Source organism: Hyalangium gracile, assembly GCF_020103725.1.
Classification (GTDB): Bacteria; Myxococcota; Myxococcia; order Myxococcales; family Myxococcaceae; genus Hyalangium; species Hyalangium gracile.
In genome coordinates, this window is record NZ_JAHXBG010000032.1 from 1 (window position 1) to 23,766 (window position 23,766).

The following is a 23,766-nucleotide window of genomic DNA, read 5'->3' on the forward strand; positions in this document are numbered from 1 at the left end:
AACCTCGTAGGCCCCGAGGCTCGACGGTTCGACAACACGGCGCTCCTTCGCTTTCTGCGCCTACCGAAATAGGTTCTTAGGTCCAGGCTCGCGGTGCTGGTCGAACAGGTCGGAGAGCCCGAAGCCCGGCGCATCGTAGGGCTGAGTCGCGGAGCCTTCGCCCGCTCGCTCGCTGGGCTCGGCGTCTACCCTGGCACCGTCGCGCTTGTCAGGGTCGCTCTAGACGCGTGGTGCGCCCCGATTCCTGATTCTACTCGGGGGCCGCTGTGAAGCGCGCTCTTGAGGCAGCGGTCGCGATGCGCGCGGCGGTCGCGCTCCTTACCATCGACGAGGTCTCTCAGACGCTGCGCTGCTCCCGCCGCCGCGTATTCGAGTTGCTCGCTACTGGTACGCTCGTCCGTGGCCCCAAGTATGGTCGGCAAACGGTGGTCCTCGCCGAGTCCGTGTTCGCTGCACTTGAAGCGGAGTACCACCCGCCGCCCCCCACTTCAGAGCCCCGCCGCGTCCGCTCGCCCAGGTCGTTCAAGGCGGAGCTCGACGAACTGGCCGAGCGGCAGCGCACTGAGTGGAAAAAGCGGCCCTCTAGATCAGTCGCCTGATCCGATTCCCGATTCCCGGTCGAGCGAATGCACGCGCATTACACGAACCTTGAGACCCCCGCTCCAACTGGGCCGCTCGCGACGATGGGACCCACCCTAGCTCGGCACGGCTGGGCAGTTGTCCCCCTGCATTCCATCTGTCCGGATGGCTCCTGTACGTGCGAGCCGCGCCGCGATGGGAAGGAGTGCAGGGCGCGCGGCAAACACCCCTGGGTGTCGGACTGGCCGGACATGGCCACCACCGATCCCGAGCAGATCGCAGCGTGGGCAGCACGTTACCCGGGCGCCAACCTGGGGATCGCTACGGGGACCTTCTCAGGGATCATCGCGTTAGACGTGGACCCCAAGAACGGGGGGCCCGATTCCCTGGCCGAGCTGATCGCCAAGCATGGTCCGATGCCCGCGACCACGCGCCAGATCACGGGCAGCGGTGGGGAGCATTGGTACTTCAAGGCTCCACCGGGCATGTCCGTAACGAACTCCGCCGGGAAGCTCGGTCGCGGTCTCGACGTGAGAGGGGACGGCGGGCTTGTAGTGGTTGCCCCGTCCCGCTCGGACAAGGGCCCATACAACTGGGCGCCCGGCTGCGCTCCCTGGGAGACGCCCCCGGTGGAGTGCCCTCCGTGGCTTGTCGCTCGGCTCGGTCGTGCGCCAGCCCCCAAGGGCCCGGTCCCTGACGGCGCTCGCGGATACTTCCCGCCCGCGTCTGCTGAGGTCCTGGCGGCTGCCCGTGACGCCTTGGCGCAGCACGGGCCAGCCATAGACGGGGACGGTGGCGGACTGCATACCGTCCACGCCGCAGCGATCCTCACGCACGACTTCGCGTTGACCGATGGGGAGGCACTGGGGCTGCTCCTGGAATGGAATGAGACCTGCCAGCCTCCCTGGGAGATCGAGGGGCCTGACGGGCTCAAGGTGCGCCTGGAGCGCGGCCGGAAGTACGGTAAGCGTCCATACGGTTGCCGTCGCACGCTGGACACCGTGGCAGCCGCCCGGAAGATGATCGCTGACTGGCAGGCGTCCGGCTCCGACGATCCCTCCCCGATGGTCGCGGTCGTGCGTCAACTCCAGTGGGATGACCCGGCAAAGCGGGCACTGATTCTGAAGGATCTACACCGCGCAACGGGGATCCCTCAGCGGGATCTCAACCTGCCCCCAGCCGTCGACCTCCAGGCGCTCGCGGAACGGGAGGCGAGACAGCGCGCGTTTGATGCAGGCGCAGCGAGTGACCTGCTGGACACCTCGGAGCCCCTCGACGTCGCCCGGCGCTTCCTGGCCCACCGCGCGAACGCTGAGAAGCTCCCAGAGATCGTGCGGTGGAATGGTGACTTCCTGATCGCCCGCAGCACTCACTACGAGGTGATCAGCGACGAGACGATCAACGCAGCGCTCTACGGGTTCGCGGACACGAAGCGCGACGTCAAGACCGGCGCTCCGGTGAAGCCTGATCGGGCGTTCGTCGAGGAACTCCGCCACGCTCTACAGGCAGCGGCGAGCATTGATCAGGCTGTGCTGTCCGCGCCCGCGTGGCTCAGCCCCATGCCGGGAGACCCCGGGCCGCAGGACGTGATCGCCTTCCCCAACGGTCTGCTGACGCTGACGCACCCGCGCCAGTTCCTCGAGCCGTCCCGGCGATTCTTCAACGTCAACGCGGTGGGGTTCCCCTACGATCCCGATGCTCCGCCCCCAGCGCACTGGACCCGCTTCCTCGCTGACGTCTGGCCCGTTGACGCGGAGTCAATCGAGACGCTCCAGGAGTTCATGGGCCTTGCTCTGACTCCGGACACGTCCCATCAAAAAATCATGCTCCTGATCGGCCCCCCGCGCTCGGGCAAGGGCACGATCAATCGTGTCCTACAGAAGCTCGTAGGGGAGGGGAACTATTGCTCTCCGACCCTCAGCGGGCTGGGTGCGCAGTTCGGATCCGAGCCGTTGATCGGGAAGCGCCTGGCTGTGATCACGGATGCCCGGTTGGGCACCCGCGTTGACCCTAGCGCGGTGGCTGAACGGCTCCTATCGATCAGCGGCGAGGATGCCCAGACTATCGATCGCAAGCACCGATCCTCATGGACCGCCAAGCTCAGCGTGCGCTTTCTGATCATGACAAACGAACTTCCGGCCCTGTTGGATTCCTCGGGGGCGTTCGCAAGCCGGTTCCGGGTACTGCAAATGACCCGCTCTTTCTTCGGACGTGAGGATCGCGGGCTCGCTGAACGTCTCCTGAGGGAACTGCCCGGGATCCTGAACTGGAGCCTGGAAGGTCTGGACCGGCTCCGCTCGCGTGGCTACCTCCGCCAGCCCATGAGCGCTGAGGAGACTGTCGCTCAGCTGGAAATGCTCGGCTCCCCGATCAAGGCGTTCGTCTCCGAGCGCTGCGATCTCTTGCCTGGGGCGGCTACGGAATGCGCGTCACTCTATGCGGCGTGGGTCCGCTGGACGGAAGCACAGGGCAGGGAGAAACCCGGGACACAGCCGATCTTCACCCGGAACCTGACCAGCGCCTTCCCAGAGGTGACGGTCACCCGCCCCCGGATCCAAGGGCAGCAAGTGAAGCACTACAGCGGGCTGCGGCTCCGCGTCGAGGACCTCCGCTTGTCGGCTCCCTGAGTACGCTGAGTTCGCGTGAGTATCCATCTCAACAATTGCAACCGTATCCGGATCCCTCAAGAGGAAAGGACCCCTCAGAGGGAAAGCACACCCCCGATCCCTATAGGAACGCAATGGCTGAGCACCGTACTCAGGCGCGCTCAGATACTCAGGGGAGGGAACTCTACACCCCCCCATAGGCTTGGGTCCTTCCGGCGTCCCACCCCCTGCGGGAGCGTAGATCCGCAGGACTGCGGTAGTGAAAACGGCGTCTATGTGTTGTCAGGACACTAAGCAGCGAGGGAGTCACATGGGGCTGTCGCGGCGCAAATACGCCGAGCATCGGAAGGACAGGGGCCTCTCCGGGGGCTCCCTTCAGGCTGTGCAGCGTGCACTGGAGAAGGGCCGCATTCACCTCGAGCCCGACGGCACGATCGATCCCGCCCGAGCTGACCGCGACTGGGCGGCCAATACGGACTTGAGCAAGGCGCCCGCGTCCGTGGTCGCGGCTGGCTCAGCAGGTGACACGCTCCCCGACAACCGACAACCGGCGTTGTCAGGCGCCGTTCCCTCCCTCTCTGGCGAGGTTCCCGAGCCGCATGAGGGGCTGTCCTTGTCGGAGGCCAATGCGATCAAAGCGGTCTGGCAGGCGAAGACGGCGAAGCTCGAATACCTGAAGGCGGCCGGCGAAGTCGTGCCGGCGGCCGGCGTCCGCGCCGAGCTAGAGTCCGTGTTCCGTGCCTGCCGCACGAAGCTCTTAGGTGTCCCGTCGCGAGCCAAGCAGGCGATGCCAGAGCTGACGACGGCGCAGATCGCGAAGTTCGAGGACCTGATCCGCGAGTCGCTCGAGGACCTAGCCGCCGGTCAGGTCTGAACCGGAGTGATTTTTGCGTGTTCTGCCCCCCGCGAATCGTAACAGTTCGCTGTACCCCGTGGGGGACAGGGATGGACTGAGCTGCTCGCTAGGAGCGAGCAAGCGTCAGTCGAAGCTCTGCAAATGTTCGCCCTGCTCCCCGGTGAGCCAAAGGCGGCGCGCAGCTCGGCCCGGTGGCGCCCGCGCGTCAGACAGCTGGCGCCCTGCTCGGGCTGCCCGGCCCGACGGGCGGGGTCCAAGGCGGACGCCCACCCGTGTGCTCGTCCCGCGCTGGTGCCGGGGATGATGGCGCAGAGTCGGTACGTGCTGTTGCGTGACGGGTTGGAGGCGTAGGAAGGCTGTAGCTGCAAGAGTCTTCTGGCAGACTTGGACATATGACCTTCGACCGCACAAGATGGACTGTGCCCTTCACCAAGGACAGGGTGCCCTCGTGGCCTTGTCCCCGGTGCGAGGAGGGCACCCTAGTACCTGTGAAAGAGTCGTTCACAGAGAAGCTTACTGCCGAGTCGCGTCAAGCTTATGCGCACCAAGCTTGGGAGCCGGAGTGGGACAGGGGTCGCTTCGCGGGGCGCTTGGTCTGTACGCGTACGGAATGCACTGAGCCAGTCGTCGTGTGTGGCGACACGCGTGGCGTCGTAGACGACGTTGATCCAGAAACGGGGGGGCCAACGTACACGACCGCGTTTCATCCTGTCTTCTTCCACCCAGCCCTGCCGCTCTTTCGTGTACCGCCTAAGTGCACAGAGGAAATTCGGGCCGAACTCAAGCGGGCCTGGGCGCTCTATTGGTCCGACTCGGCCTCTTGCGCCAACCGGGTTCGAACCTGTGTGGAACTCGTACTCACACACCTCAGGATCCCGCGCTCCACAAGGTCCCAAAAGAATCGGAAGATAAGGCTGAAGCTCCACGACCGGATTGAACTCTTCAAGCAACGAAACGCTGAACTGGCGCAGGCGCTCATGGCCGTAAAGTGGATCGGGAACATCGGGAGCCACGAGGGAGGGGCAGGCGGGGTGGGAAGGGAGGACATCCTGAACGGGCTTGAACTGCTAGAGCATGTGCTTGTTGAGGTGTTCGAGCAGCGGTCAAAGCGGTTGGCGCGGATGGGGAAGCAGATCGTTAAGAGGAAAGGGCGACCGAAACGATCTTAGGTGGAAGGGTCAGGCCTGCCACAGGGAGCCCGCCGCACTTTGAGGTCCATGGGTCGCTGCACTTGGCGGGAGTGGCCTGCCGAACCAGAGGATTCGCGCCGACGCCGCGCGCCTCTCGGCGGGTGGATTCGCGCCGATGCCGCGCCAGCGGTTGGGACTGGATTTGCTCCGACGCCGCGCGCGAGCGGGCGCGCGAAAGGGGTAAGTGCTCGCCCCGCCCCGGGATGGAGCAGCCAGCCGGGCAGCAGCATTCCACCCGGAGTGGGAACGTGGTGCGGAGACCGCTGACGCGGTGTCCGTCGGGCGGGTTCCACATGCTCTGCTGGCCGCTGCTTCTCCCGCGAATCAGCCCCGGCGCCCGGTGCCCCACCGGAACGGCGGAGCACATGGCAGCGCGGCCCAGTGGCGCGCTCCCGCGTCGGACGGGTGCAGCCGGGCCCGTGGAGCGCGAGCGGCGGACGGGGGCAGCCCGGCCCGTGGAGCGCGAGCGGCGGACGGGGGCAGCCCGGCCCGTGAAGCGCGAGCGGCGGACGGGGGCAGCCCGGCCCGTGAAGCGCGCGATGAAGGCAGGGGCGGCGCCCGACACCGGAACGGCGGCGCGAATGGTCTGAGGCGCCTGACTCCGACGCGAGGGGCCGCTCCCGTCTGCTACTCTGGGGGCCTACCTGTGAGGTTCCTCGTCTTGCTCCGACCCTGCGTCCCGCCTTTCGCGCTCGCCTCCCTGCTGGTGGGCCTTGCCGCTACGGCACAGGCCGCGCCCGCTGGGCGCTCCGTCATTCTCATGGGCAAGGCTGGCGAGTCCCCGTTGATCTACCTGGCGCCTGACGCCCCTACGTTCATCCTCTTGGACGCTCCGATCGTGCGTGAGTCCGTCGAGGTGGAGGGCCGCGCCCGCTTCGCCCGGGTGGATCCAGCAGATCAGGGCATCACGCTGGTTCTTGCCGTGCCGCTCGGGCCCAAGGAACGGCTGGCGCTGCGTTTCACCTACCGCGAGGGCTCGCCTCAAAGCGTCGTGTTCCTGCTCACCAGTCAGCCCGGCACGGTGGATGCCGTGGTGAACGTGAGCCGCCCTCAGCAGACGGTGGAGGCATGCCGCGTGGAACTGTCCGCCACGCGCGAGCGGTGCGAGGCGCAGAGCAAGGAACTGGAGGAGTTGAAAGCGCGGCCCCCAGCCGTGAGCCCGGCAGCCGTGGCACTCGCGGGGGTCGTGGACTTGAAGGGCATGAGGGGGGAGGACTTCGGGCTGGCGTGCTTCGAGGTTCGCGGCGAGCTTCGCCCCGTACAATGCAGGGGGCTCGGAGCGTCAACGTGGACCGTGGTTGTGCTCGAGGTGAGCAATACCGGGGCGGCTCCGTGGGTGCCCGCGTGGGCAGAGCTGACGCCCGCAGCGGGAGGGGAGCCGCGCCGCGCCCGCGCAGTGCTCTCCGGGCAGGCCACTATTCCCCCAGGGGGCTCGGTGAGCGTGGCCGTTGAGGTGGAAATGCCCGCGCGAGAGCCGGGGGAATGGCTGCGGGCGGTGCACGCGCTGCGGGTGTGCAACGGTGACGGGAGCCGCTGTCTGTCCGTTCCCCAGGTGAAGCTGTAGCAACAGGCGAGAGGTGCTCGGCATGGTGGCTCAAGTGGATCCAAGGGACCTCAGACCCGGCCAGATGGTGGACGGCTGGCGCATCGTCCGGAAGATCGGGGCGGGCACCTACGGCGTTGTCTACGAGGTGGAGAAGGACGGCCAGCGCTTCGCGCTCAAGGTGGCCTGCCACCGGGAGCAGAGCGGTGATCCACGGCAGACGGATGCACGCGCGCGGCGCGAGGCGGTCTGCCTCGGGAAGCTCGACCACCGCCACATCATCCGCATGTGGGCTCAGGGGCGTTGTGGGGATCCGCGCTCGGGCTTCCTCTACGTCGTCCTGGACTTGGTGGACGGCTACACGCTGGGGGAGTGGGTGCGGCGGACGTACCCGACGGTGCATGAAGTGGTCGTCCTGTTCCGCAAGCTGTTTGACGCGCTGGAGCACATGCACGCGCGGGGCGTGTTCCATCGGGACTTGAGCCTGCGAAACATCATGGTCACCAAAGAAGGCGAGCCGGTGATCATCGACTTTGGAGCGGCGGACTACGCGGCAGCCGAGGAATTGACGGATGCACCGTTGCCCCCATGCACGCCGCGCAACCGCAGCCCTGAGGCTCAGCGCTTCTGGAATGAAAACCGGCTCAACCCGGAGGCCCGTTACCCCTTCAAGGCGACCGATGACATTTTTGCGCTCGGAGCCGACCTCTACGACGTGCTGACGGACCCCACGCCCCAGAGCAGCAAGGTGCGACCCCCGCTCGGTGACGCGGTGCCGCCTCCTTCCCCGTTCAAGGTAACCCAGGGGCGCGTTCCAGAAGTGCTGAGCAGCTATGCGCTGATGCTGATCCACGACAAGCCAGAGGGGCGGCCCGCGACGGCGAAGGATGCGCGGAGCCCTCTGGAGGAGTTCGCGCAATTTGAAGGCCCGGAGTGGCGCAGCACCCGCGTTCACCCGGTAGCCGCGCAGCTACCGCCAGCACCCGCCGAAATTGCACCCGGGCAGGTCGAGGTCCCGCCAGTGCCCATCCCCTCCCATCCGTCCGCGGTGCCGGGCGCGGGGGCTGGTGCGCTGAACCGTCTGCGCCGTGGGTGGCTCCGTCCGGCATTCGTCGCGCCGCTGGTGCTTGTAGTGCTCGCGGCAGCCGTCGCCGCCTTCGTGCTGCAAAGGCCCGCGCACCCGGCGCCGCCTCCCGTGGCCAGGAGCGCACGAGCGGATCAGCCCCCAACGCCCAGCCCGCTGGCCGAAAAGCCGACAAGCCGTCCCGCTCAGTTAGCCTCGCCTCTCCCTACCCAAGAGAAGGCGAGTCCTTCCGTGAAACAACCCGACAACTCCCCAACGCTCACCAGCGGGGTACCGAACCCGCAGAAGGCCAGCCCCCGGCGCGTGCTCTCGAAGGCTGAGAGGTGCGCGCTACTCGTGGCCTCCGTCGCGTGGATTAAAGCGGGCTGCTCCGGTGTGCAGACGCGCCCCGATCCCGAGGATTGCCCCGAGGAAGCCGTTAGGGCGATGAAGGAGATGGGGTGGAGCACACAAGGGGGAACACAGCCCTTCATCCTCGTTGACGTGACCAAGGGGAGCGTTGAAGAGGCGCGCGAGCAAAACAGGACCGTGTGGAAGGACGGGCCCGTTACGGGGGCGCTGATCAGGGCAGAAGGAAAGGCGCCTGCGGGGACGCGACTGGATGGGCACCTGTGGACGACGGGAGATCGCATCTATGGCCGCTACCTCCGCGCCCACCTTTCAGGCGGGCGCACCGTGCCGATCTGCGTCGAACTGACAGACGGGGGCGATCTGGGCATGGACAAGCGCGAGGGCTCGAAGCCCGGCGCCCCTGTGGGGTCCAAGGTATCCAGTTCGCATGCGGTTGAGCGGTGGAGGTGAGCTGGGCCTGGGGGCGCATCCCGCGTCCAGGCGGGCCTGCTAGGGCGCCGCGTGTCGGACAAGTGACGCTGGGCCTGGTAGAGCGCGCGAGCGTCGAGGCTCGCCTGCTGGGCCGGTGGAGCCCCGCGCACGCCGGACGGTCAATGTGCATGCGCCGGAGAGGTGAAGCTGAGCCCGGTGGAGTAAATGTTCGCCCTGCCCCGTGGTGGAGCAACCAGACGGGCAACTGCGTTCCAAGAGGAGTGGGGAACGACGCGCGGAGAACTCTAACGCGGTGTCCGTATGACGTGCTCCACAAGCTCGGCAGGTCGCTCTCTTTTCTCGTCTCAGACGGGGCTCGGCGATCCGTTACCTTTTTCGCCAGCCTTGTCGTCGGTGGACACATGCGATGCCTCTTGCCTCGCCTGCGTGATCATGTTGTCACGCCACCGGAGCAGCGCGCCACGAGCGATGTACGCGAACGTGTGAAGCAAGAGCGGCGTGTCCTTGCGCATCCAGACTGCATCCTGGGACGCGGTCGCCAACCCGAGCGGGACCTCAATAGGCGACTTGGAGGCCGAACGAGGTGGCTGGCACATTGGGACGGGGAACGGCTTGCCGCCGTGGAGTGCGTGCGACCGAAGCTCATAAACACGTTCAATCGTCTTGCGCATCTTGGCCTCGTCCCAATCCAGGCGCGCCCAGTCCTCTGTCGGACGCTCGGCAGGTGGCGGAGGAAGGTGTTCGATCACGAAGTCCCGGAATCGTCGCGTTGCGCCCAAGAGTGGAACGAGTTGGGTCGCCATGCTCTCGAGCAATGACGCGCCACCGGCCTCCAGTTGTGTCGCCCAGTCTGGTTTCACCGTGCGGAGCACATCGACCGGCGAACCATCTGCGGAGCGCCAATGGGTCGCGGCGGTCTCAAGCGCCGACACAAGCAGCAACCACGCGAGGTTCGGCTCAGCATCCGCGATCCACACGGCGTTCTGGTACGCCCGTGCAGCTCGTGCGAGCGCTACCGCACCCTCTGGGGGAAGTAGGTCGTACCCAGCGAGCGTCGACGGCGTCAAGGACCGCTGCCCTCTGAGTGACGGCACGATCGGCGCAGTTGTTCGTGGTGGCAGTTGGGGCGTGGGGCGGCGCTCGTCCCAGCCGACAGGTCGCCCGCGAGGGTCCTTGCCTGATTCGAACATTCGCGAGCAGGGCCCGGCCTGGAAGCGTGCGCCGAGAGCGAGCGAAAGAAGCGCCGCGAGTTCATCGGGAAGCGTGCCACCAAAGTAGCGGCTGTCATCGGTCGCCCTCATCGGAGTCCACCGACCAGTAGCGACGTGCTGTTCGTATCGGAGGATCACCCGAGGTCGAGCCTGCTCGTCCTCCGGAAGAGCAATTGTATTGAGCAGGGTATACGGCCCACACCCACTCGTGACCTCGTCGACGATCCACGCATCCGTGTACAGCGCCACCTCGTATGCCACGAGCGCTGGCGCGCCGCTATTCGCCGTCCGCCAATTCTCATGGCCTGCCGGTCCAACCTGCGGCACCAAGTCACGTTTTTTCGCCATTGAGCGAACGTAGGCTGATGCCACCGCCTTTGGAATATCCGGTGGAGCCCCGCGCGCCGGATCGGCGAAGCTGTGCCCGGTGGAGCCCTCCCGCGTCGAGGGGGCCTGCTGGGGCGTTCTGCTGACGCTGTAGCTCAGGCTCGCGCCGCTCCCAACCCCCGGCGTCGTTCAACCTCCCAGCACATGCCGGGTAGTGTTTCGCTCCGTTGCGCGGCGCCCTCTTGCGCGCTGCGAGGAGTCGATCCCGCATGGCCACTGCAAGGCTCCCCTGGAGCGTCCCGGGCGTGATTCTCTTCTCCCAGGGCGATCTCGCGTATGAGGTCGATCTGTCGCGGGGGGTGGTCGAGGACTTGGCACACTCGAAGTTGGGGGAGCGGACCTTCCTTGCGTGGGAGCGCACGACCGCGCAGCGAATCCGCCCGGTCATCGTCCGCAGCTTGCCCCCTACGTCATCAGGAGATCTGGAAGCGCTCGACAGGGTGCGCGCACGGCTCCGCGAGGAAGCACGTCTGGCCACTTACCTGCAACACCCGAGGATCGCCCGAATCTTCGGGATCCATGAGGTCCAGGGCGTTCTCTACGTGGTGTCCGAAGTTGTAGAGGGCACTTCGATCAACACCCTGATCAGCTATTCGATCATGCGCGAAGCACCCTTTTCCCCCGCGTTCTGCATGTACGTGGGCGCCGAGGTGGCCAGCACCCTGCATTACGCGCACACCTGCAAGGACGAGAGCGGCGCTCCGCTGGGTATCGTTCATCGAGACGTGAACCCCGCTCGCCTCTACCTGGGGCCAGAGGGTGAAGTCGTGCTGACGGACTTCGCCCGTGCGCGTTCCCTGCTCCCGGGCCGGGTGGAAACGACGCTCCCGCGCCCTCAAGGTGACGTCGCCTACTGCTCACCAGAGGCGCTTCTCGGCGAAGAGACGGATCCACGCTCGGATCTGTTCGCGCTCGGGCTGGTGCTGCTGGAACTGGCCACCTTGCGCCACCTCTACAGCACGGGCAATGCACGATCCGAAGACTTGGAGGCGGCCCTAACACCAGCGGTCAAGGATCAGGTTCTCGACGCCGCAATTACGGCAGCGGAGGCAGACCTTCCGGCCCATGCGGAGGACTGCATCCTGCGGGCTGCCACGTTCGCCCCGCAGGACGTGGAGGAACTCACCGAGCCGCTTCAGCCCCCGCTGCGCTCCATCATCCGCAGGTTGCTCCAGCGGAAGCCGGAGGACCGTTATCCATCGGCGGCTGCCCTGGAGTCGGATCTGCGGGCGGGCCTCGCGTCGCTCGCGACCGCCTACGGAGCCGCTGAGGCGCTGGAGGAGGGCCGCAACTCACGGGACGGGGCCAGCATGAATCGGCGCGTCGCCGGGCCTACGAACGGGAACGGGTTACCCCCAGTCATAGAGGCGGAAGAAGACATCATCACCGCGCCGGGCGGGGGCAACTAGCCGCCCTCTCTGACCGTGACCGTCTGTCGCTGGCTCCGTCGGGGCCTCAACTCGTCCGACCGGGCAACGCCCGCAGGTTCCGCATGGAGAAAACCCCCGCGAACACTCCCGCCGCTGGACGCTCCAGGCCCTCCACGACGCGCCGCAAGCGGTCCTCTCTTCCTCGCCACATCGAGATCCGACAGGACAGGCTACCGGCCACCCTTGGAGCGGCGTTGAAACAGGCACGCCAGCGCGCGGGCATGACTCAGGCAGAAGTTGCCGAAGGTATCGGCAGCGCCGTCGAGGTGTACGGGCGCATGGAGCGGGGGGGAGCGCTCCCGAGCGTTTCCACGCTGCTGCGCCTGTGCCTGATTCTCGGAAGCGGGCCCCATGAGCTGATGGGGTTCTCTCCGGTGGCTTCGTGGCAGGAGGCATCCGGGGCAGGCACGGTGCCGCCCGGCCTGAACGACACGCCCGAGAAACGGCGGCTGCTGCGCCGCCTCGCTCGCCTCGACAGTCCGAGGATCAAGGTCCTGTCGCGCCTGGCCGCCTTGCTTCTCCCGGGCCACTGAAGCGCAACGGGAGCGGGCCGCAGGGGCGCGCGAGAAGGGGAAGGGGAGGGGGTCGGTTTGGCGCCAACTTGGCGCCGTCGCGGTGCGCACAGCCGCACATCCCTGCACGGCTGTGCGCACCTAAGTTCTCGAAACTACTGAGAACTTCTATGTCCCCGACGGGATTCGAACCCGTGTTACCGGCTTGAAAGGCCAGCGTCCTGGGCCTCTAGACGACGGGGACGACTGTGAGTCGCGGGGGGCTCGAACCCCCGACCCTCGGCTTAAAAGGCCGGTGCTCTACCAGCTGAGCTAGCGACTCGCACTATTCTTTTTTGCACCGGGTCATGGTGAACAACCGCTGGGCTCTCTACCAGCAGTCCCTGTCGACTTCCACTGGCGCGCACTTCCGGGACATCCTGACAGCCCCGACACGACCGCCGGTGAACGTCTCCAGGGCCTCCTCCCCCCACCAGGGCCCCCGGGGCGCTATACAAGGGGGCATGCGTCAAGACGTACCCCCAGAGCATGACGACCAGGACGAGGAGGCCGAGCAGGAAGGTGGCGCCCACCGCCGCTACCTCACCCGCGCCGGCGCCGAGCGCATGCACCGCGAGCTGCTCCGCCTGCTCAACGAGGAGCGCCCCAAGGTGACGGCCGAGGTCTCCGCCGCCGCCGCCCAGGGCGATCGCTCCGAGAATGCCGAGTACATCTACGGCAAGAAGCGCCTGCGCGAGATCGACCGCCGCATCCGTTTCCTCCAGAAGCGCCTGGACACCGCCACCATCGTCACCCCCTCCGAGCAGGCCGACCAGGGCCGCGTCTACTTCGGCGCCACCGTCACCCTCGAGGACGAGGACGGCGCGAAGACCACCTACCAGATCGTCGGCTCGGACGAGATCGACACCCAGGGCGGGCGCATCAGCGTGGAGTCCCCCATCGGCAAGGCCCTGCTGCGCAAGGCCGTGGGTGACACGGTCGAGGTCATGCGGCCTCGCGGGGAGATCGAGCTCACCATCGTCTCCATCAAGTACGTGTAGGAGGGCCCCCAGATGCCACGGACGCAGCCGTCGCTCTCGCGCCTCCGTCGCATCTACCAGCGTCTGAGCCAGGCGGAGCTGTCCGCGGCCGAACAGGACGAGGCGCTCAGCCTCGACGATCTGGGGCTGGAGACTCGCGGAGAGCGTGAGGCGCTGGCCCTGGGCGTCTACAGCCGCCGGGGCCTGGAGAACGTCATGCGCGAGTATGGGCTGCTCCAGCGCCTGGAGGAGCGGGGCGTGGGCCCGCTCGAGATCCAGCTGACGTTCGAGGACACGTTCCGGCCGCGCATCGTCCTCTGGAGCCAGCGCTACCAGGCGGCGGTGGTGGACATCGCCCTGCGCAAGGTGTCGGGCGCCGACGTGGGGGTGCCGCCGCCGCAGGAAGCTCGCGCGCTGCTCTTCGTGGAGTCCCTGGTCCTCCAGCATCCGGGCCGGTCCTTCGACTGGAAGCGCCCGCCGATGCCCGGCCAGGTCCACCCGGGGCTGGCGCTCTCGGCGGAGGTCCTCGAGCTGATGCTGCTCATGGCCCGCCGCGTGGGCGCGGAGGGCCTGGCGCTCACGCCCTCCACGTTCGCCGCCGCGTGGGTCTACGCCAGCAGCCTCCGCTTCATCGACGGCGCCGCCCAGGGGCGCTTCGTGGCGCTCCGAAGGGCAGGGCGCGAGTGGCCCCGCTGGCTGCTGGCGTGGGCCGTGGAGCTGGACTGCATCCGTGGCCCCGCCGGCGCACCGGTGCGCTTCAGCCCCTCGCCCATGCTCACGTCCTTCTCCCGGCGCTTCGAGCGCCTCTTCGAGGACAAGGGGTGGCGCAGCGCGGCGAAGGCGCAGGCCGAAGTGCCCCTGACGCTGGACCTTCAGGCGCTGCAGGACCGCTTCCCGTGGGAGCGCATGCCTCGGGGATCCCCCCCAGAGCCCATCGCGGAGGTGCTCGCCTATGATCCGCTCGTGCCTGCCTGAGCGGCCGGGCCGGGCGTCCCGGCGATCCAGGGCAGCCCAGGGTCCTCCCCAGAGGGGGGCAGGGACTTGTGCCCGCCGTCCGAGGGTTCACCAATCGACACCCTCGTCCTCAGGGGTAGCTGGAGACCCTGGCAGCCCGGCCCTGCGACCAGACGGGTAGGGGAATTTCTCCTCGAAAGAGGTGTACCCCCGTAGCAAAGCGGCTGTTTCCCTGGGAGGCGGTGTCTATATTGGCTACTGGAAGGTCTCTCCTACCAGCAGCGTCCACGCGGTCGCACCCGTCTTCCGAGGTCGCCACCACCACGATGCCGAAGAACTTCATCCTCGACACCAACGTCCTCCTCCACGATCCGCGCAGCATCTACGGCTTCAAGGAAAACAACGTCATCATCCCGATCTACGTGATCGAGGAGATCGATCAGTTCAAGCGCGATCTCTCCGAGCTGGGTCGCAACGCGCGCCTCGTCACGCGCTACCTGGACTCCTTCCGCGCCGAGGGCTCGCTCCGAGAGGGCGTCCCCCTGCCGCACGGCGGCTTTCTCCGGGTGGGCTTCGCCGACAAGCATCTGCCGCCGGAGCTGGCCGACGGCGACCTGATGGACAACCGCATCCTCGGGGTGGCCATCGACCTGATGAAGAAGGAGCCGGACACCGAGGCCGTCTTCATCACCAAGGACACCAACCTGCGCATCCGCGCGGACGCGCTGGGCCTCAACGCCGAGGACTACGACACCGAGCGCGTCGAGATCACCGAGCTGTACACCGGCTTCACCGAGCTGCTCGTCCCGCGCGAGGCGGTCGATCAGATGTACAAGCCCGGCGCCGAGGTGGAGGTGTCCGGGCAGGACAAGCTCTTCCCCAACCAGTGCATCCTGCTCAAGGACGAGACCAACCCCTCGCACACCGCCATGGGGCGCTTCAATGCCACCAAGGGCCGGATCGTCCCCCTGCTGCGCATCATCAAGGAGGGCATCTGGGGGGTCCGTCCGCGCAACATGGAGCAGGCCTTCGTGCTGGACCTGCTGCTCAACGACGACATCAAGCTCATCACCATCGTGGGCAAGGCGGGCACCGGCAAGACGCTGATGGCCATCGCCGCCGGGCTCCACAAGGTGACCGAGGAGAGCCTGTACCACAAGCTGCTGGTGAGCCGGCCCATCTTCCCGCTCGGTCGGGACATCGGCTACCTGCCGGGCAGCGTGGAGGAGAAGCTCAACCCCTGGATGCAGCCCATCTTCGACAACGTGGAGTTCCTCATGAACCTCAGCCGCGCCGACAAGAAGGCCGGCCGCGGCTACCACGAGCTGGTCGACCTGGGGCTCATCGAGATCGAGCCGCTCACGTACATCCGCGGCCGCAGCATCCCCAACCAGTTCATCATCGTGGACGAGGCGCAGAACCTCACCCCCCACGAGGTGAAGACCATCATCACCCGCGTGGGGGACAACACGAAGATCGTCCTGACGGGCGACCCCTTCCAGATCGACAACCCCTACGTGGACGCGACCAACAACGGCCTCGTCCACGTGGTCAACCGCTTCAAGAACGAGAAGATCGCCGGACACATCACCATGGCCAAGGGTGAGCGCAGCGCCCTGGCCGAGCTCGCGGCGAACTTGCTCTGAGTGCTGCGCGCCAGACGACGAGACGTGCCATGAAGAACGACAGTCCCACAGCCACCCCCGGCGAAGGAGAGGAGAAGAAGCCGCTCATCGACTACCCCTCCATCTACACCTTCAAGGTGATGGGGGTGCAGGAGCACGGCTTCGGCGAGTACGTGCGTCAGCTCTTCAAGCGGCTGATGGGGACGGAGATCTCCCCGGACTCCATCCACGAGCAGCCCAGCAGCAAGGGCAAGTACGTGTCCGTGAGCGTCTCGGTGTACCTGCTCTCCGAGGAGCACCGCCGCTCCATCTACGCCCAGCTTCACCAGGAGAAGCGGGTCATCTACTACCTGTGAGCGCCCGGCCCCCCGGGCACCCCCAGGGCCAAAGAGTTTCCACCCCCAACTGGAAGTCCCTCCACGGTGGGGTATAAGACGAGATTGCATGAGTCCGGCCGGGCCCTTCCCGCTCTACTTCCCTGGTGATGCTCGGCGTGCCTTCGGCTCCGATGAGGCGACGCGCCGCTTCGCTCGGGTAGCGCAGCTCGAGCCCGGCTCCCGCATCCTGGTGCTCGGCTGCGGCCCCATCTCCGCGCCGGTGCTGCTGGCCCGCGATCTCGGCTGCTCGGTCGTGGCGGCGGACACCGAGGACTCGCTGCTCACCCTGGTCCGCGAGCGGGTGAGGGCGCTCGGCCTGGGCGACCGCGTGGAGACGCGGCGCGTGGACCTGGAGCGGCTCGGCTTCCCGGACGGGGAGTTCGACGCCATCCTCGTCCAGGGCCGGGTCTTCTATCCGCTGGGCACCACCCTGACGACGCTCCGACGCCTGCTGGCCCGGCGCGGGCGCATCGGTCTGACGTTCCCGGCCCGCGTGGGGCGCTTCACGGCGAAGTCGGCGCTCGAGTTCTGGGAGAAGCGGCTCGGGACGGCGCCCCTGCTGCCCCGCGAGCTGCTCCTGGAGCTGGAGGCCCATGGCTACGAGCCCGAGTCCGTGGAGTCGCTCACGGACCTGGAGCTGGATGCCCTCTACCGCGACGTCGAGGGGCGCCTGGAGGGAGCTCCCGCCGCGGATGCCGAGGTGATGCGGCAGGAGATCGCCGTCCACCGCGAGCAGAATGGCAAGGCCGGTGTGAGCTACGCCTTCATCGTCGGCCGCCGCAAGGAGCCGGGTGAGAAGCCGCCGGCCTCTCGCGACCGCGGCTAGTCACGTCCACGCGCCGGGGAGGGGACACCCTTGCGGCCCCTCGAACCCGTAGCCAGAAACGACGAGAGGCCGGGGACTCGCCGCCGGCCTCTCGGGACTTCGCGTGGGTGCGTGACGCCCTGCGCGGCTCAGTTCACCGCGCCGTGGAAGTCCAGCAGGTCCACGGTCTCGGGCGCGATGGAGAGCTTCACCTCGTCGCGGTAGCCCGCCGCGTCGCCGCCGATCTGCAGCGGCATCGGCCGGGCGAAGCGGATCGTCACGTCCTTCGCGTGGAAGTCGTGGATGCCCTCGGGGAACCAGCGGCCATTCCACAGCTTGGGCAGGTTGGCCAGGACGTTCGCGGCGTGCACCTGGCCCAGCCGCACGTGCATCATCCCGCGGCGCTGGTGGGCGAAGGGGAACATCCGGAAGCCGTAGCCGTAGAAGGGCATCGTCGCCGCGCCCGCCATCATCAGCTCGCCGCGGAAGAGCGCCTCGCCCGGGGCGATGGGCTCGCCCACCGGGCTGCCGTCCGGACCCAGGCGGTACGCCTCGCTGGAGCCGTTGATCACCTCGCACTCCACCCACGTGGAGTTCGTCAGGTAGTGGGGCACCGTCTTGAAGGCCACCGCGGAGAAGTAGCCGCCGCTGCCGGTGAGCACCTTCTTGAAGACGCCCTTGCCCAGGTTCTCCTTCACCCAGATGTAGTCGTTGAGCAGCTTGCCATCCACGCCCAGGCCGGCGAACGGCGTGCGCTGCCCGTCCACCATCACCATGTTCATGCGGCGCAGGCCGGCCACGTCACCCGAGAGGGCGCGCACCACGTCCTGGAGGATGCCGTCGCCGCCGGGGTTCGAGGCGTTGACGAAGTTGGCCAGCCCGTTGCCCGTGCCCAGCTTCAGTACGCCGAAGCGCGGCAGCGGATGGCCGGCGAAGCGGCCGCGGGTCTCCGTCTGGCGGAGGAACTCGTTCACGAAGCCCATGAAGGTGCCGTCGCCACCGCCGGTGAACACGAGCGGGTAGCCCCGCTCCAGCACCGTCTGCGCAATCCGCCGCGCATCCAGCGGCGAGCGCGAGAGGAAGAGATCCTCCTCCGGGACGACGTGCGAGAGCGACTTCACCACCCTCGCATCCACCTTGCGGGCGTTGGCGTTCAACAGGACGGCGACCTTGGGCTCGGCGGCGACGGACGTCGCGGCGGCCTGGCGGAGATCCGGGGAACGCAGGGGCTGAACCAGCATGGGGGGCAGGCTCCTAGGCAGGAACTGTCATTGCGCGATGCAGCGCCGGCTGCCCACCAGTGCACATTCCTCGCCAACGGCTGACGCGAGGCGTCAGCTGGAAGCCGAGAAAGTGATTTCAAGGGGTTGGCTCGGCACGTACCGCTGCCCAGGGGGAATGATCGCTACCGGACGGTGACGGCGGTGTAGAGCCGGTTACGCACCTTTGACGGCTCGGTGGCGAACGTGTGACGCGCTCGGTCGTCCTCCGCTCGGCCTCCATGGGCCCTGCCAGCGCCCGCCTGCTCCCCGCTCTCCGAGGGATGGGGGGAGGGCTCGGGCTTTTACGCGTAAACACCGGAGGGGTCGGAGTTTGACACCCCCCCTGGGGTGGTTACGTTGGCGGTACAAAGGGATTTGCAGAAAAAACTCAGTAGTTTCCGGAGGATACCGTGGGCAAGATCATTGGAATCGACCTGGGCACCACCAACAGCGTGGTGGCGATCATGGAGGGTCGCGAGCCCAAGGTCATCGTCAACGAGGAAGGCAGCCGCATCACGCCCTCGGTCGTCGCGTTCACGAAGGACGGGGAGCGGCTGGTGGGGCAGGTCGCCAAGCGCCAGTCCATCACCAACCCGGAGCGCACCGTCTACTCCATCAAGCGCTTCATGGGGCGGCGCTTCGAGGAGACGGGCGACGAGGCCAAGCTGGTTCCCTACAAGGTGGTGCGTGGGCCGCACGGCGACGCGCGCGTGGAGATCGACGGCAAGCAGTTCAGCCCGCCGGAGATCTCGGCGCAGGTGCTGCTCAAGCTGAAGCGCGCCGCGGAGAACTACCTGGGCGAGAAGGTGACCGAGGCGGTCATCACCGTCCCGGCGTACTTCAACGACGCCCAGCGCCAGGCCACCAAGGACGCCGGTGAGATCGCCGGCCTCACGGTGCGCCGCATCGTGAACGAGCCGACGGCCGCCGCGCTCGCGTACGGCCTGGACAAGAAGAAGGACGAGAAGATCGCCGTCTACGACTTCGGCGGCGGCACGTTCGACATCTCCATCCTCGAGGTGGGCGAGAACGTGGTGGACGTGCTGGCCACCAACGGTGACACGCACCTGGGCGGCGACAACATCGACCAGCGGATCATGGACTGGCTGATCACCGAGTTCAAGAAGGACAACGGGCTCGACGTCAGCAAGGACAAGATGGTGCTCCAGCGCCTGAAGGAGGCCGCGGAGAAGGCCAAGATCGAGCTGTCCAGCGCGATGGAGACGGAGATCAACCTGCCGTTCCTCACCGCGGACGCGTCCGGCCCGAAGCACCTCAACGTGAAGCTGTCGCGCGCCAAGTTCGAGGCGATGATCGACGATCTCATCGAGCGCTCGCTGGAGCCGTGCCGCAAGTGCCTGAAGGACTCGGGCCTGGAGGCCAAGGATCTCAACGAGGTGGTGCTCGTGGGCGGCAGCACGCGCATCCCCAAGGTGAAGGAGGCGGTGCAGCGGCTGTTCGGCAAGAAGCCGAACGAGAGCGTGAACCCGGACGAGGTCGTCGCCGTCGGTGCGGCGGTGCAGGCCGGCGTGCTCTCCGGCGAGGTGAAGGACATCCTGCTGCTGGACGTCACCCCGCTGTCGCTCGGCGTGGAGACGCTGGGCGGCGTGATGACCAAGCTCATCGAGCGCAACACCACCATCCCCACCCGCAAGTCGGAGACGTTCTCCACGGCCGCCGACGGCCAGACGCAGGTGGAGATCCACGTGCTGCAGGGTGAGCGCGACATGGCCGGCGACAACCGCAGCCTGGGCCGCTTCCACCTGACGGGCATGCCCCCGGCGCCGCGCGGCGTGCCTCAGATCGAGGTGACGTTCGACATCGACGCCAACGGCATCCTGAACGTGAGCGCCAAGGACAAGGCCACGGGCAAGGAGCAGAAGGTCCAGATCACCCACTCCTCCGGTCTCGCGAAGGAGGAGGTGGAGAAGATGGTCAATCAGGCGCGGGAGAACGAGGCCGCCGACAAGGCCCGCCGCGAGCTGGTGGAGCTGAAGAACCAGGCCGAGAGCCAGGCGTACGCCGCGGAGAAGATGCTCAAGGAGAACAAGGACAAGATCTCCGGGGACGCCGCCAAGTCGCTCGAGGAGGCCGTGGCCAACCTCAACAAGGTGCGCGAGGGCCAGGACAAGGACGCCATCAAGTCCGCGCTCGAGGCGCTGCAGCAGGTCAGCTACAAGCTCGCGGAGGAGATGTACCGCGCCACCGGCCAGGCCGGTGGACCGCCGCCTCCGGGCGCGGGCGGGCCTTCCGCGGCGCCGGGCAGCCAGGCCACGCCGAAGGACGACGTGGTGGACGCCGAGTTCCGCCAGTCCTAACGGACGCGGCTCGAGGCCAGTGAAGTGAGAAGGGCCGGTACCTCTTGGGGCACCGGCCCTTCTTCATTGCGGGCTCCAGCACTCCGTGTGTCATGAGAACGCGAAGCCCGGGTGGCATACTGAGCGTGCGAGAGGTGAGCCGTGACGACGCTGATGACCACGCCCCCGGGGCATGACGTGATCCTGTTCGACGGGCACTGCCGGCTGTGCAGCGCGGGCGCCCGGAAGCTCGAGCGGCTGCTGGGCGGCAAGGGGACGGAGCTGCGCTCGTTTCGGGAGGAGGGCGGGCTGGCGGCCTTCCCGGGTGTCTCGTACGAGCGGTGTGAGAACGCCATGCAGCTCGTCCAGGCGGACGGCCGCGTCGTCGAGGGCGCCGAGGCCATCGTCCGGGCGCTCGGCCGCAGGGCCTGGGGCAGGCTGCTCTATGTCTACTATGTCCCCGGACTGAGGCAGCTGGTGGACTGGGTGTACGGCATCGTCGCTCGGAACCGCTTCCGCATCGCCGGACGCGAGTGCCCGGATGGAGCCTGTGCGGTGCACTTCAAATAGGCAGGAGGGCAGGACTAACATGTCCGCCCTCTCGTTCTCGCCCGCCTACCCGTGACCCATCCAACGTCCTATCCCCAAGCCACGCAGGCCTTCCGACGCTTCTTCGGAGAGCTGCGCGAGACGTACCTCGAGCGAGAGACGCTCTTCACCCAGATCGAGCTGGCGCTCCTGTGCAGGGAGCACGTGCTGGTGGTGGGGCCTCCCGGCACGGCCAAGAGCGCCATCGCCAGCGCGGTGCTCGGGCGCATCCTGGACGAGAAGACCGGGACCTCCTCGCTCTTCGCCAAGCAGATCGCCGAGTCCACCGTGCAGACCGACCTGATCGGTCCGGTGGACTTCAAGGTGCTCACCGAGACGGGTCGCACCGAGTACATCACCGACGACGGCATGCTGGGCGCCGTGCACGCGTTCCTCGACGAGGTGTTCGACGGGCGCGACATGCTGCTGCGCTCCATCCTCAACGTGCTGCACGAGCGTGAGCTCAAGCACGGCAGGCGCGTGACGAGCGGGCGCATCGAGTGCGCCATCATGACGAGCAACCGGTACCTCTCGGAGGTGCTGGCGCGCTCGCCGGAGCTGCTGCTCGCCTTCGCGGACCGGCTCAGCTTCATCGCCTTCGTGCCCAAGTCGTTCGCCCGCCGCGCCAGCCGCGCGGCCATGCTCCATCGCTTCATGCACGGGGCCCGGCCGGACCTGCGCGCCGTGCTCACCCTGCAACAGCTCGATCTGCTCCAGGAGGCGGTGGAGAAGGTGAAGGTCTCCAGCCAGGTGCTCGAGGGCGTGGAGCTGCTGGCGGATGGCCTGGAGCGCTCGCTGTCGGCGCAGGTGGCCAAGCTGCCCGACTACGTGCCCACCAAGTACTTCTCGCAGCGCTCGGTGGTGAAGGCGCTGTGGGCGCTCAAGGCCGCCGTGGTGCGCGACCAGATCTACCAGCACCCGGACCGGCAGCTCGAGGCGACGATCGACGATCTGGACGCCCTGCGCTGGTTCTTCCTGCTCGGAGGGCCGCAGGCGGCCGAGGCCGAGGCGCTCCTCAAGGTCGCGGTGGATCCCCGCGAGCGGGCGCAGCTGGAGATCGTCCGGCTGGAGCAGCGGACCTTCGACGAGACGCTCGCGAAGGTGCGCAACGAGCTCGTCTCCGGCGTGGAGCGCGAGGCCAGCTCGCTGTCGGCGGCGGAGGACGTGTCGGCCGCCGAGGCGCTGGCGCGCAGCTTCCAGCCAGGCCTGGCCTCCATCACCGCCCAGCGGCTGCTGATGAAGCTCGTCCCGGGGCCTCGGCACCAGGACAACCGGGCGCCGCTCCTGGGGGCGGCTCGCGGGCTCATCACCGCCGTGGAGCAGCGGCTGGCGCGCGGCATGACGTCCCAGCAGGCCGACGGCGGCGCCGCGGGCGGCGTCAACACCCCCGAGGGTCGTGGCGGGCTCCAGCTCCTGTCGTCCTTCAAGGACACGCTGGAGCTGTGCCGCTCCGTCCCCGAGCTGCGCCCGTCCTTCGCCCGGCTGTGCGAGTCCTCCGCGCGCTTGCTGGAGCAGATGCTCGAGATGATCGCCCTCTCGGCCGAGGGTGTGGAGTTCGAGGACGGGCTCAAGATCGAAGGGCTGGTCGCGCTGGCCGACAACCTGGAGGAGGAGATCTCCCAGGTGTCCGCGCTGTCGGGCCTGCTGGCCGAGGGCGCGCCGGCGGCGATGGAGCGGCTCCGGGCGGCGGACGTGGCGGTGCGGCGGCGGGTGGTCGCCTCGCTGCGGCGTCGCGCGGCGGCCGCCTTCCAGTCGCCGAGGCCCGCGGGCAAGCGCGATCCGTTCGAGACGCTCTCCACGGACTCGCGGCGGCTCACCCAGCTGGAGAACTCGCTCCATGCGCTGGACCCGGCTCAGCCCGGCCTGAAGCAGGAGCTGCTCCAGCCGCTCGGGCTGGCGTACGCGAAGCAGGTGCTGTCCACCACGCCGTTCGATCGCATCGAGCAGTTCGCCCGCGCCGCGCAGATGGTGGCGGAGAACCTCCGGCAGGAGGGCGTGCCCCCCGAGGGCGTCATCACCGAGTGCCGGGAGATCATCGAGCAGCGGCTCGTGGAGCACGCCCGCACCCTGGCGCGGGACGTGGCGAGCCCGCCTCCGGCTCCCTCCGCCGTCGTCAACGGCGATGCCTATTCGTTCTACCGCAACAGCTTCTCCGTCCGCGCACCGGACGGGGAACTGGCCGCGCTGCTCGGGCTGGACACGCAGCTGGCCTTCGCGCGGCCCCAGCCGGCGGCCTCGTTCCTGTCGGATGGCGTCCGCCAGGCCGTGGCGCAGGCCGAGCTCATCTTCGCGCACACCCGCATCAAGTACCTGCGCAGCTGGCTCACCCAGCTGTTGACCGCGCTGACGCCGGAGCTCGAGGCGCTCAAGGGAAAGGCGGAGGCGGAGCGCACCTTCGAGCGCCTGGTCCGCAGCCGCTTCCCGCTGCTCGCGCTGAAGGAGGGCGAGCTGGTGCGCCTGCGCAGCGTGCTGGGAACGTTGGGCGCCATGCAGGGAGAGCTGGGCGAGGCCGCGAAGAAGCTCTCGCTCCAGCTGAAGGGCATCGATGAGGACTTCGGGCGCTTCAGCAAGCGCGTCCTGGAGATGCGGTCGACACTGTGAGAGCCCGGTCCCGCCAGCTCGGTGTGCCGCGTGAGGCGGCTGCAGGGAGGCCCTGAG

Annotated in this window: 18 protein-coding genes and 2 tRNA genes; 16 read left to right on the forward strand and 4 right to left on the reverse strand. The window is 67.7% G+C overall.

The genetic code is table 11. From position 1 onward, the window contains the following. Positions 1-683: 683 nt before the first annotated feature. From KY572_RS40460 to KY572_RS40485, 6 genes are all read left to right on the forward strand, one after another. Positions 684-3,206 (forward strand): phage/plasmid primase, P4 family, encoded by a 2,523-nt coding sequence (locus KY572_RS40460; protein WP_224249195.1) that lies wholly within the window; start codon positions 684-686, stop codon positions 3,204-3,206. A 289-nt stretch (positions 3,207-3,495) separates the two neighbouring features. Further along, entirely contained in the window at positions 3,496-4,059 is a 564-nt protein-coding gene (locus tag KY572_RS40465) for a hypothetical protein (RefSeq protein ID WP_224249093.1), read from the forward strand. 374 nt (positions 4,060-4,433) lie between these two features. After that, positions 4,434-5,210, forward strand: a complete 777-nt coding sequence (locus KY572_RS40470) for a DUF4145 domain-containing protein (protein ID WP_224249094.1) — start codon at positions 4,434-4,436, stop codon at positions 5,208-5,210. A gap of 386 nt (positions 5,211-5,596) precedes the next feature. Continuing rightward, entirely contained in the window at positions 5,597-5,821 is a 225-nt protein-coding gene (locus tag KY572_RS40475; protein ID WP_224249095.1) for a hypothetical protein, read from the forward strand. 71 nt (positions 5,822-5,892) lie between these two features. Then, positions 5,893-6,795: a DUF2381 family protein gene (locus tag KY572_RS40480; RefSeq protein ID WP_224249096.1), complete on the forward strand. Its 903-nt coding sequence runs from the start codon at positions 5,893-5,895 to the stop codon at positions 6,793-6,795. Positions 6,796-6,817: 22 nt separating this feature from the next. Then, entirely contained in the window at positions 6,818-8,659 is a 1,842-nt protein-coding gene (locus KY572_RS40485; protein ID WP_224249097.1) for a serine/threonine protein kinase, read from the forward strand. Between the two features lie 326 nt (positions 8,660-8,985). On the opposite strand, the gene KY572_RS40490 is transcribed toward KY572_RS40485, so the two are convergent. Further along, positions 8,986-9,942 carry a hypothetical protein gene (locus tag KY572_RS40490; protein ID WP_224249098.1) on the reverse strand — a complete coding sequence of 319 codons (957 nt, stop codon included), beginning with the start codon at positions 9,940-9,942 and terminating at the stop codon, positions 8,986-8,988. 542 nt (positions 9,943-10,484) lie between these two features. Between KY572_RS40490 and KY572_RS40495 the strand changes: the two genes are divergently transcribed. Together KY572_RS40495 and KY572_RS40500 are read left to right on the forward strand one after the other, a co-directional pair. Beyond that, on the forward strand, positions 10,485-11,648 hold the full coding sequence (locus tag KY572_RS40495; protein ID WP_224249099.1) for a serine/threonine protein kinase: 1,164 nt from the start codon (positions 10,485-10,487) through the stop codon (positions 11,646-11,648). A gap of 215 nt (positions 11,649-11,863) precedes the next feature. Further along, positions 11,864-12,202 (forward strand): helix-turn-helix transcriptional regulator, encoded by a 339-nt coding sequence (locus KY572_RS40500; RefSeq protein WP_224249100.1) that lies wholly within the window; start codon positions 11,864-11,866, stop codon positions 12,200-12,202. 150 nt (positions 12,203-12,352) lie between these two features. Here the strand turns inward: KY572_RS40500 and KY572_RS40505 are convergent. Further along, positions 12,353-12,425, reverse strand: a tRNA-Glu gene (locus tag KY572_RS40505). Positions 12,426-12,430: 5 nt separating this feature from the next. Next, positions 12,431-12,503: transfer RNA gene (locus tag KY572_RS40510), tRNA-Lys, on the reverse strand. Between the two features lie 181 nt (positions 12,504-12,684). Between KY572_RS40510 and greB the strand changes: the two genes are divergently transcribed. The 5 genes from greB (at position 12,685) to KY572_RS40535 (ending at position 16,982) form a co-directional block, all read left to right on the forward strand. Then, on the forward strand, positions 12,685-13,221 hold the full coding sequence (greB, locus tag KY572_RS40515) for a transcription elongation factor GreB (protein WP_224249101.1): 537 nt from the start codon (positions 12,685-12,687) through the stop codon (positions 13,219-13,221). Positions 13,222-13,233: 12 nt separating this feature from the next. Next, positions 13,234-14,175 (forward strand): deacetylase, encoded by a 942-nt coding sequence (locus KY572_RS40520; RefSeq protein ID WP_224249102.1) that lies wholly within the window; start codon positions 13,234-13,236, stop codon positions 14,173-14,175. 305 nt (positions 14,176-14,480) lie between these two features. Then, positions 14,481-15,800 (forward strand): PhoH family protein, encoded by a 1,320-nt coding sequence (locus tag KY572_RS40525; protein WP_224249103.1) that lies wholly within the window; start codon positions 14,481-14,483, stop codon positions 15,798-15,800. Between the two features lie 29 nt (positions 15,801-15,829). Then, a complete protein-coding gene (locus KY572_RS40530) occupies positions 15,830-16,135 on the forward strand; it encodes an HP0495 family protein (RefSeq protein WP_224249104.1) in 306 nt (101 codons plus the stop codon). Between the two features lie 88 nt (positions 16,136-16,223). Beyond that, the gene (locus KY572_RS40535) at positions 16,224-16,982 is read left to right on the forward strand and encodes an SAM-dependent methyltransferase (protein ID WP_224249105.1); all 759 of its coding nucleotides are present in this window, start codon (positions 16,224-16,226) and stop codon (positions 16,980-16,982) included. A 128-nt stretch (positions 16,983-17,110) separates the two neighbouring features. Here the strand turns inward: KY572_RS40535 and KY572_RS40540 are convergent, their stop codons facing one another. After that, positions 17,111-18,202, reverse strand: coding sequence for a diacylglycerol/lipid kinase family protein (locus tag KY572_RS40540; protein ID WP_224249106.1), 1,092 nt, complete (start codon positions 18,200-18,202; stop codon positions 17,111-17,113). A 431-nt stretch (positions 18,203-18,633) separates the two neighbouring features. Here KY572_RS40540 and dnaK point away from each other — a divergent pair, with 431 nt between their 5' ends. From dnaK to KY572_RS40555, 3 genes are all read left to right on the forward strand, one after another. Further along, positions 18,634-20,541 carry a molecular chaperone DnaK gene (gene dnaK / locus KY572_RS40545; protein WP_224249107.1) on the forward strand — a complete coding sequence of 636 codons (1,908 nt, stop codon included), beginning with the start codon at positions 18,634-18,636 and terminating at the stop codon, positions 20,539-20,541. 141 nt (positions 20,542-20,682) lie between these two features. Beyond that, entirely contained in the window at positions 20,683-21,090 is a 408-nt protein-coding gene (locus KY572_RS40550) for a thiol-disulfide oxidoreductase DCC family protein (RefSeq protein ID WP_224249108.1), read from the forward strand. Between the two features lie 51 nt (positions 21,091-21,141). Continuing rightward, positions 21,142-23,709, forward strand: a complete 2,568-nt coding sequence (locus KY572_RS40555; protein ID WP_224249109.1) for an AAA family ATPase — start codon at positions 21,142-21,144, stop codon at positions 23,707-23,709. Positions 23,710-23,766 lie beyond the last annotated feature (57 nt).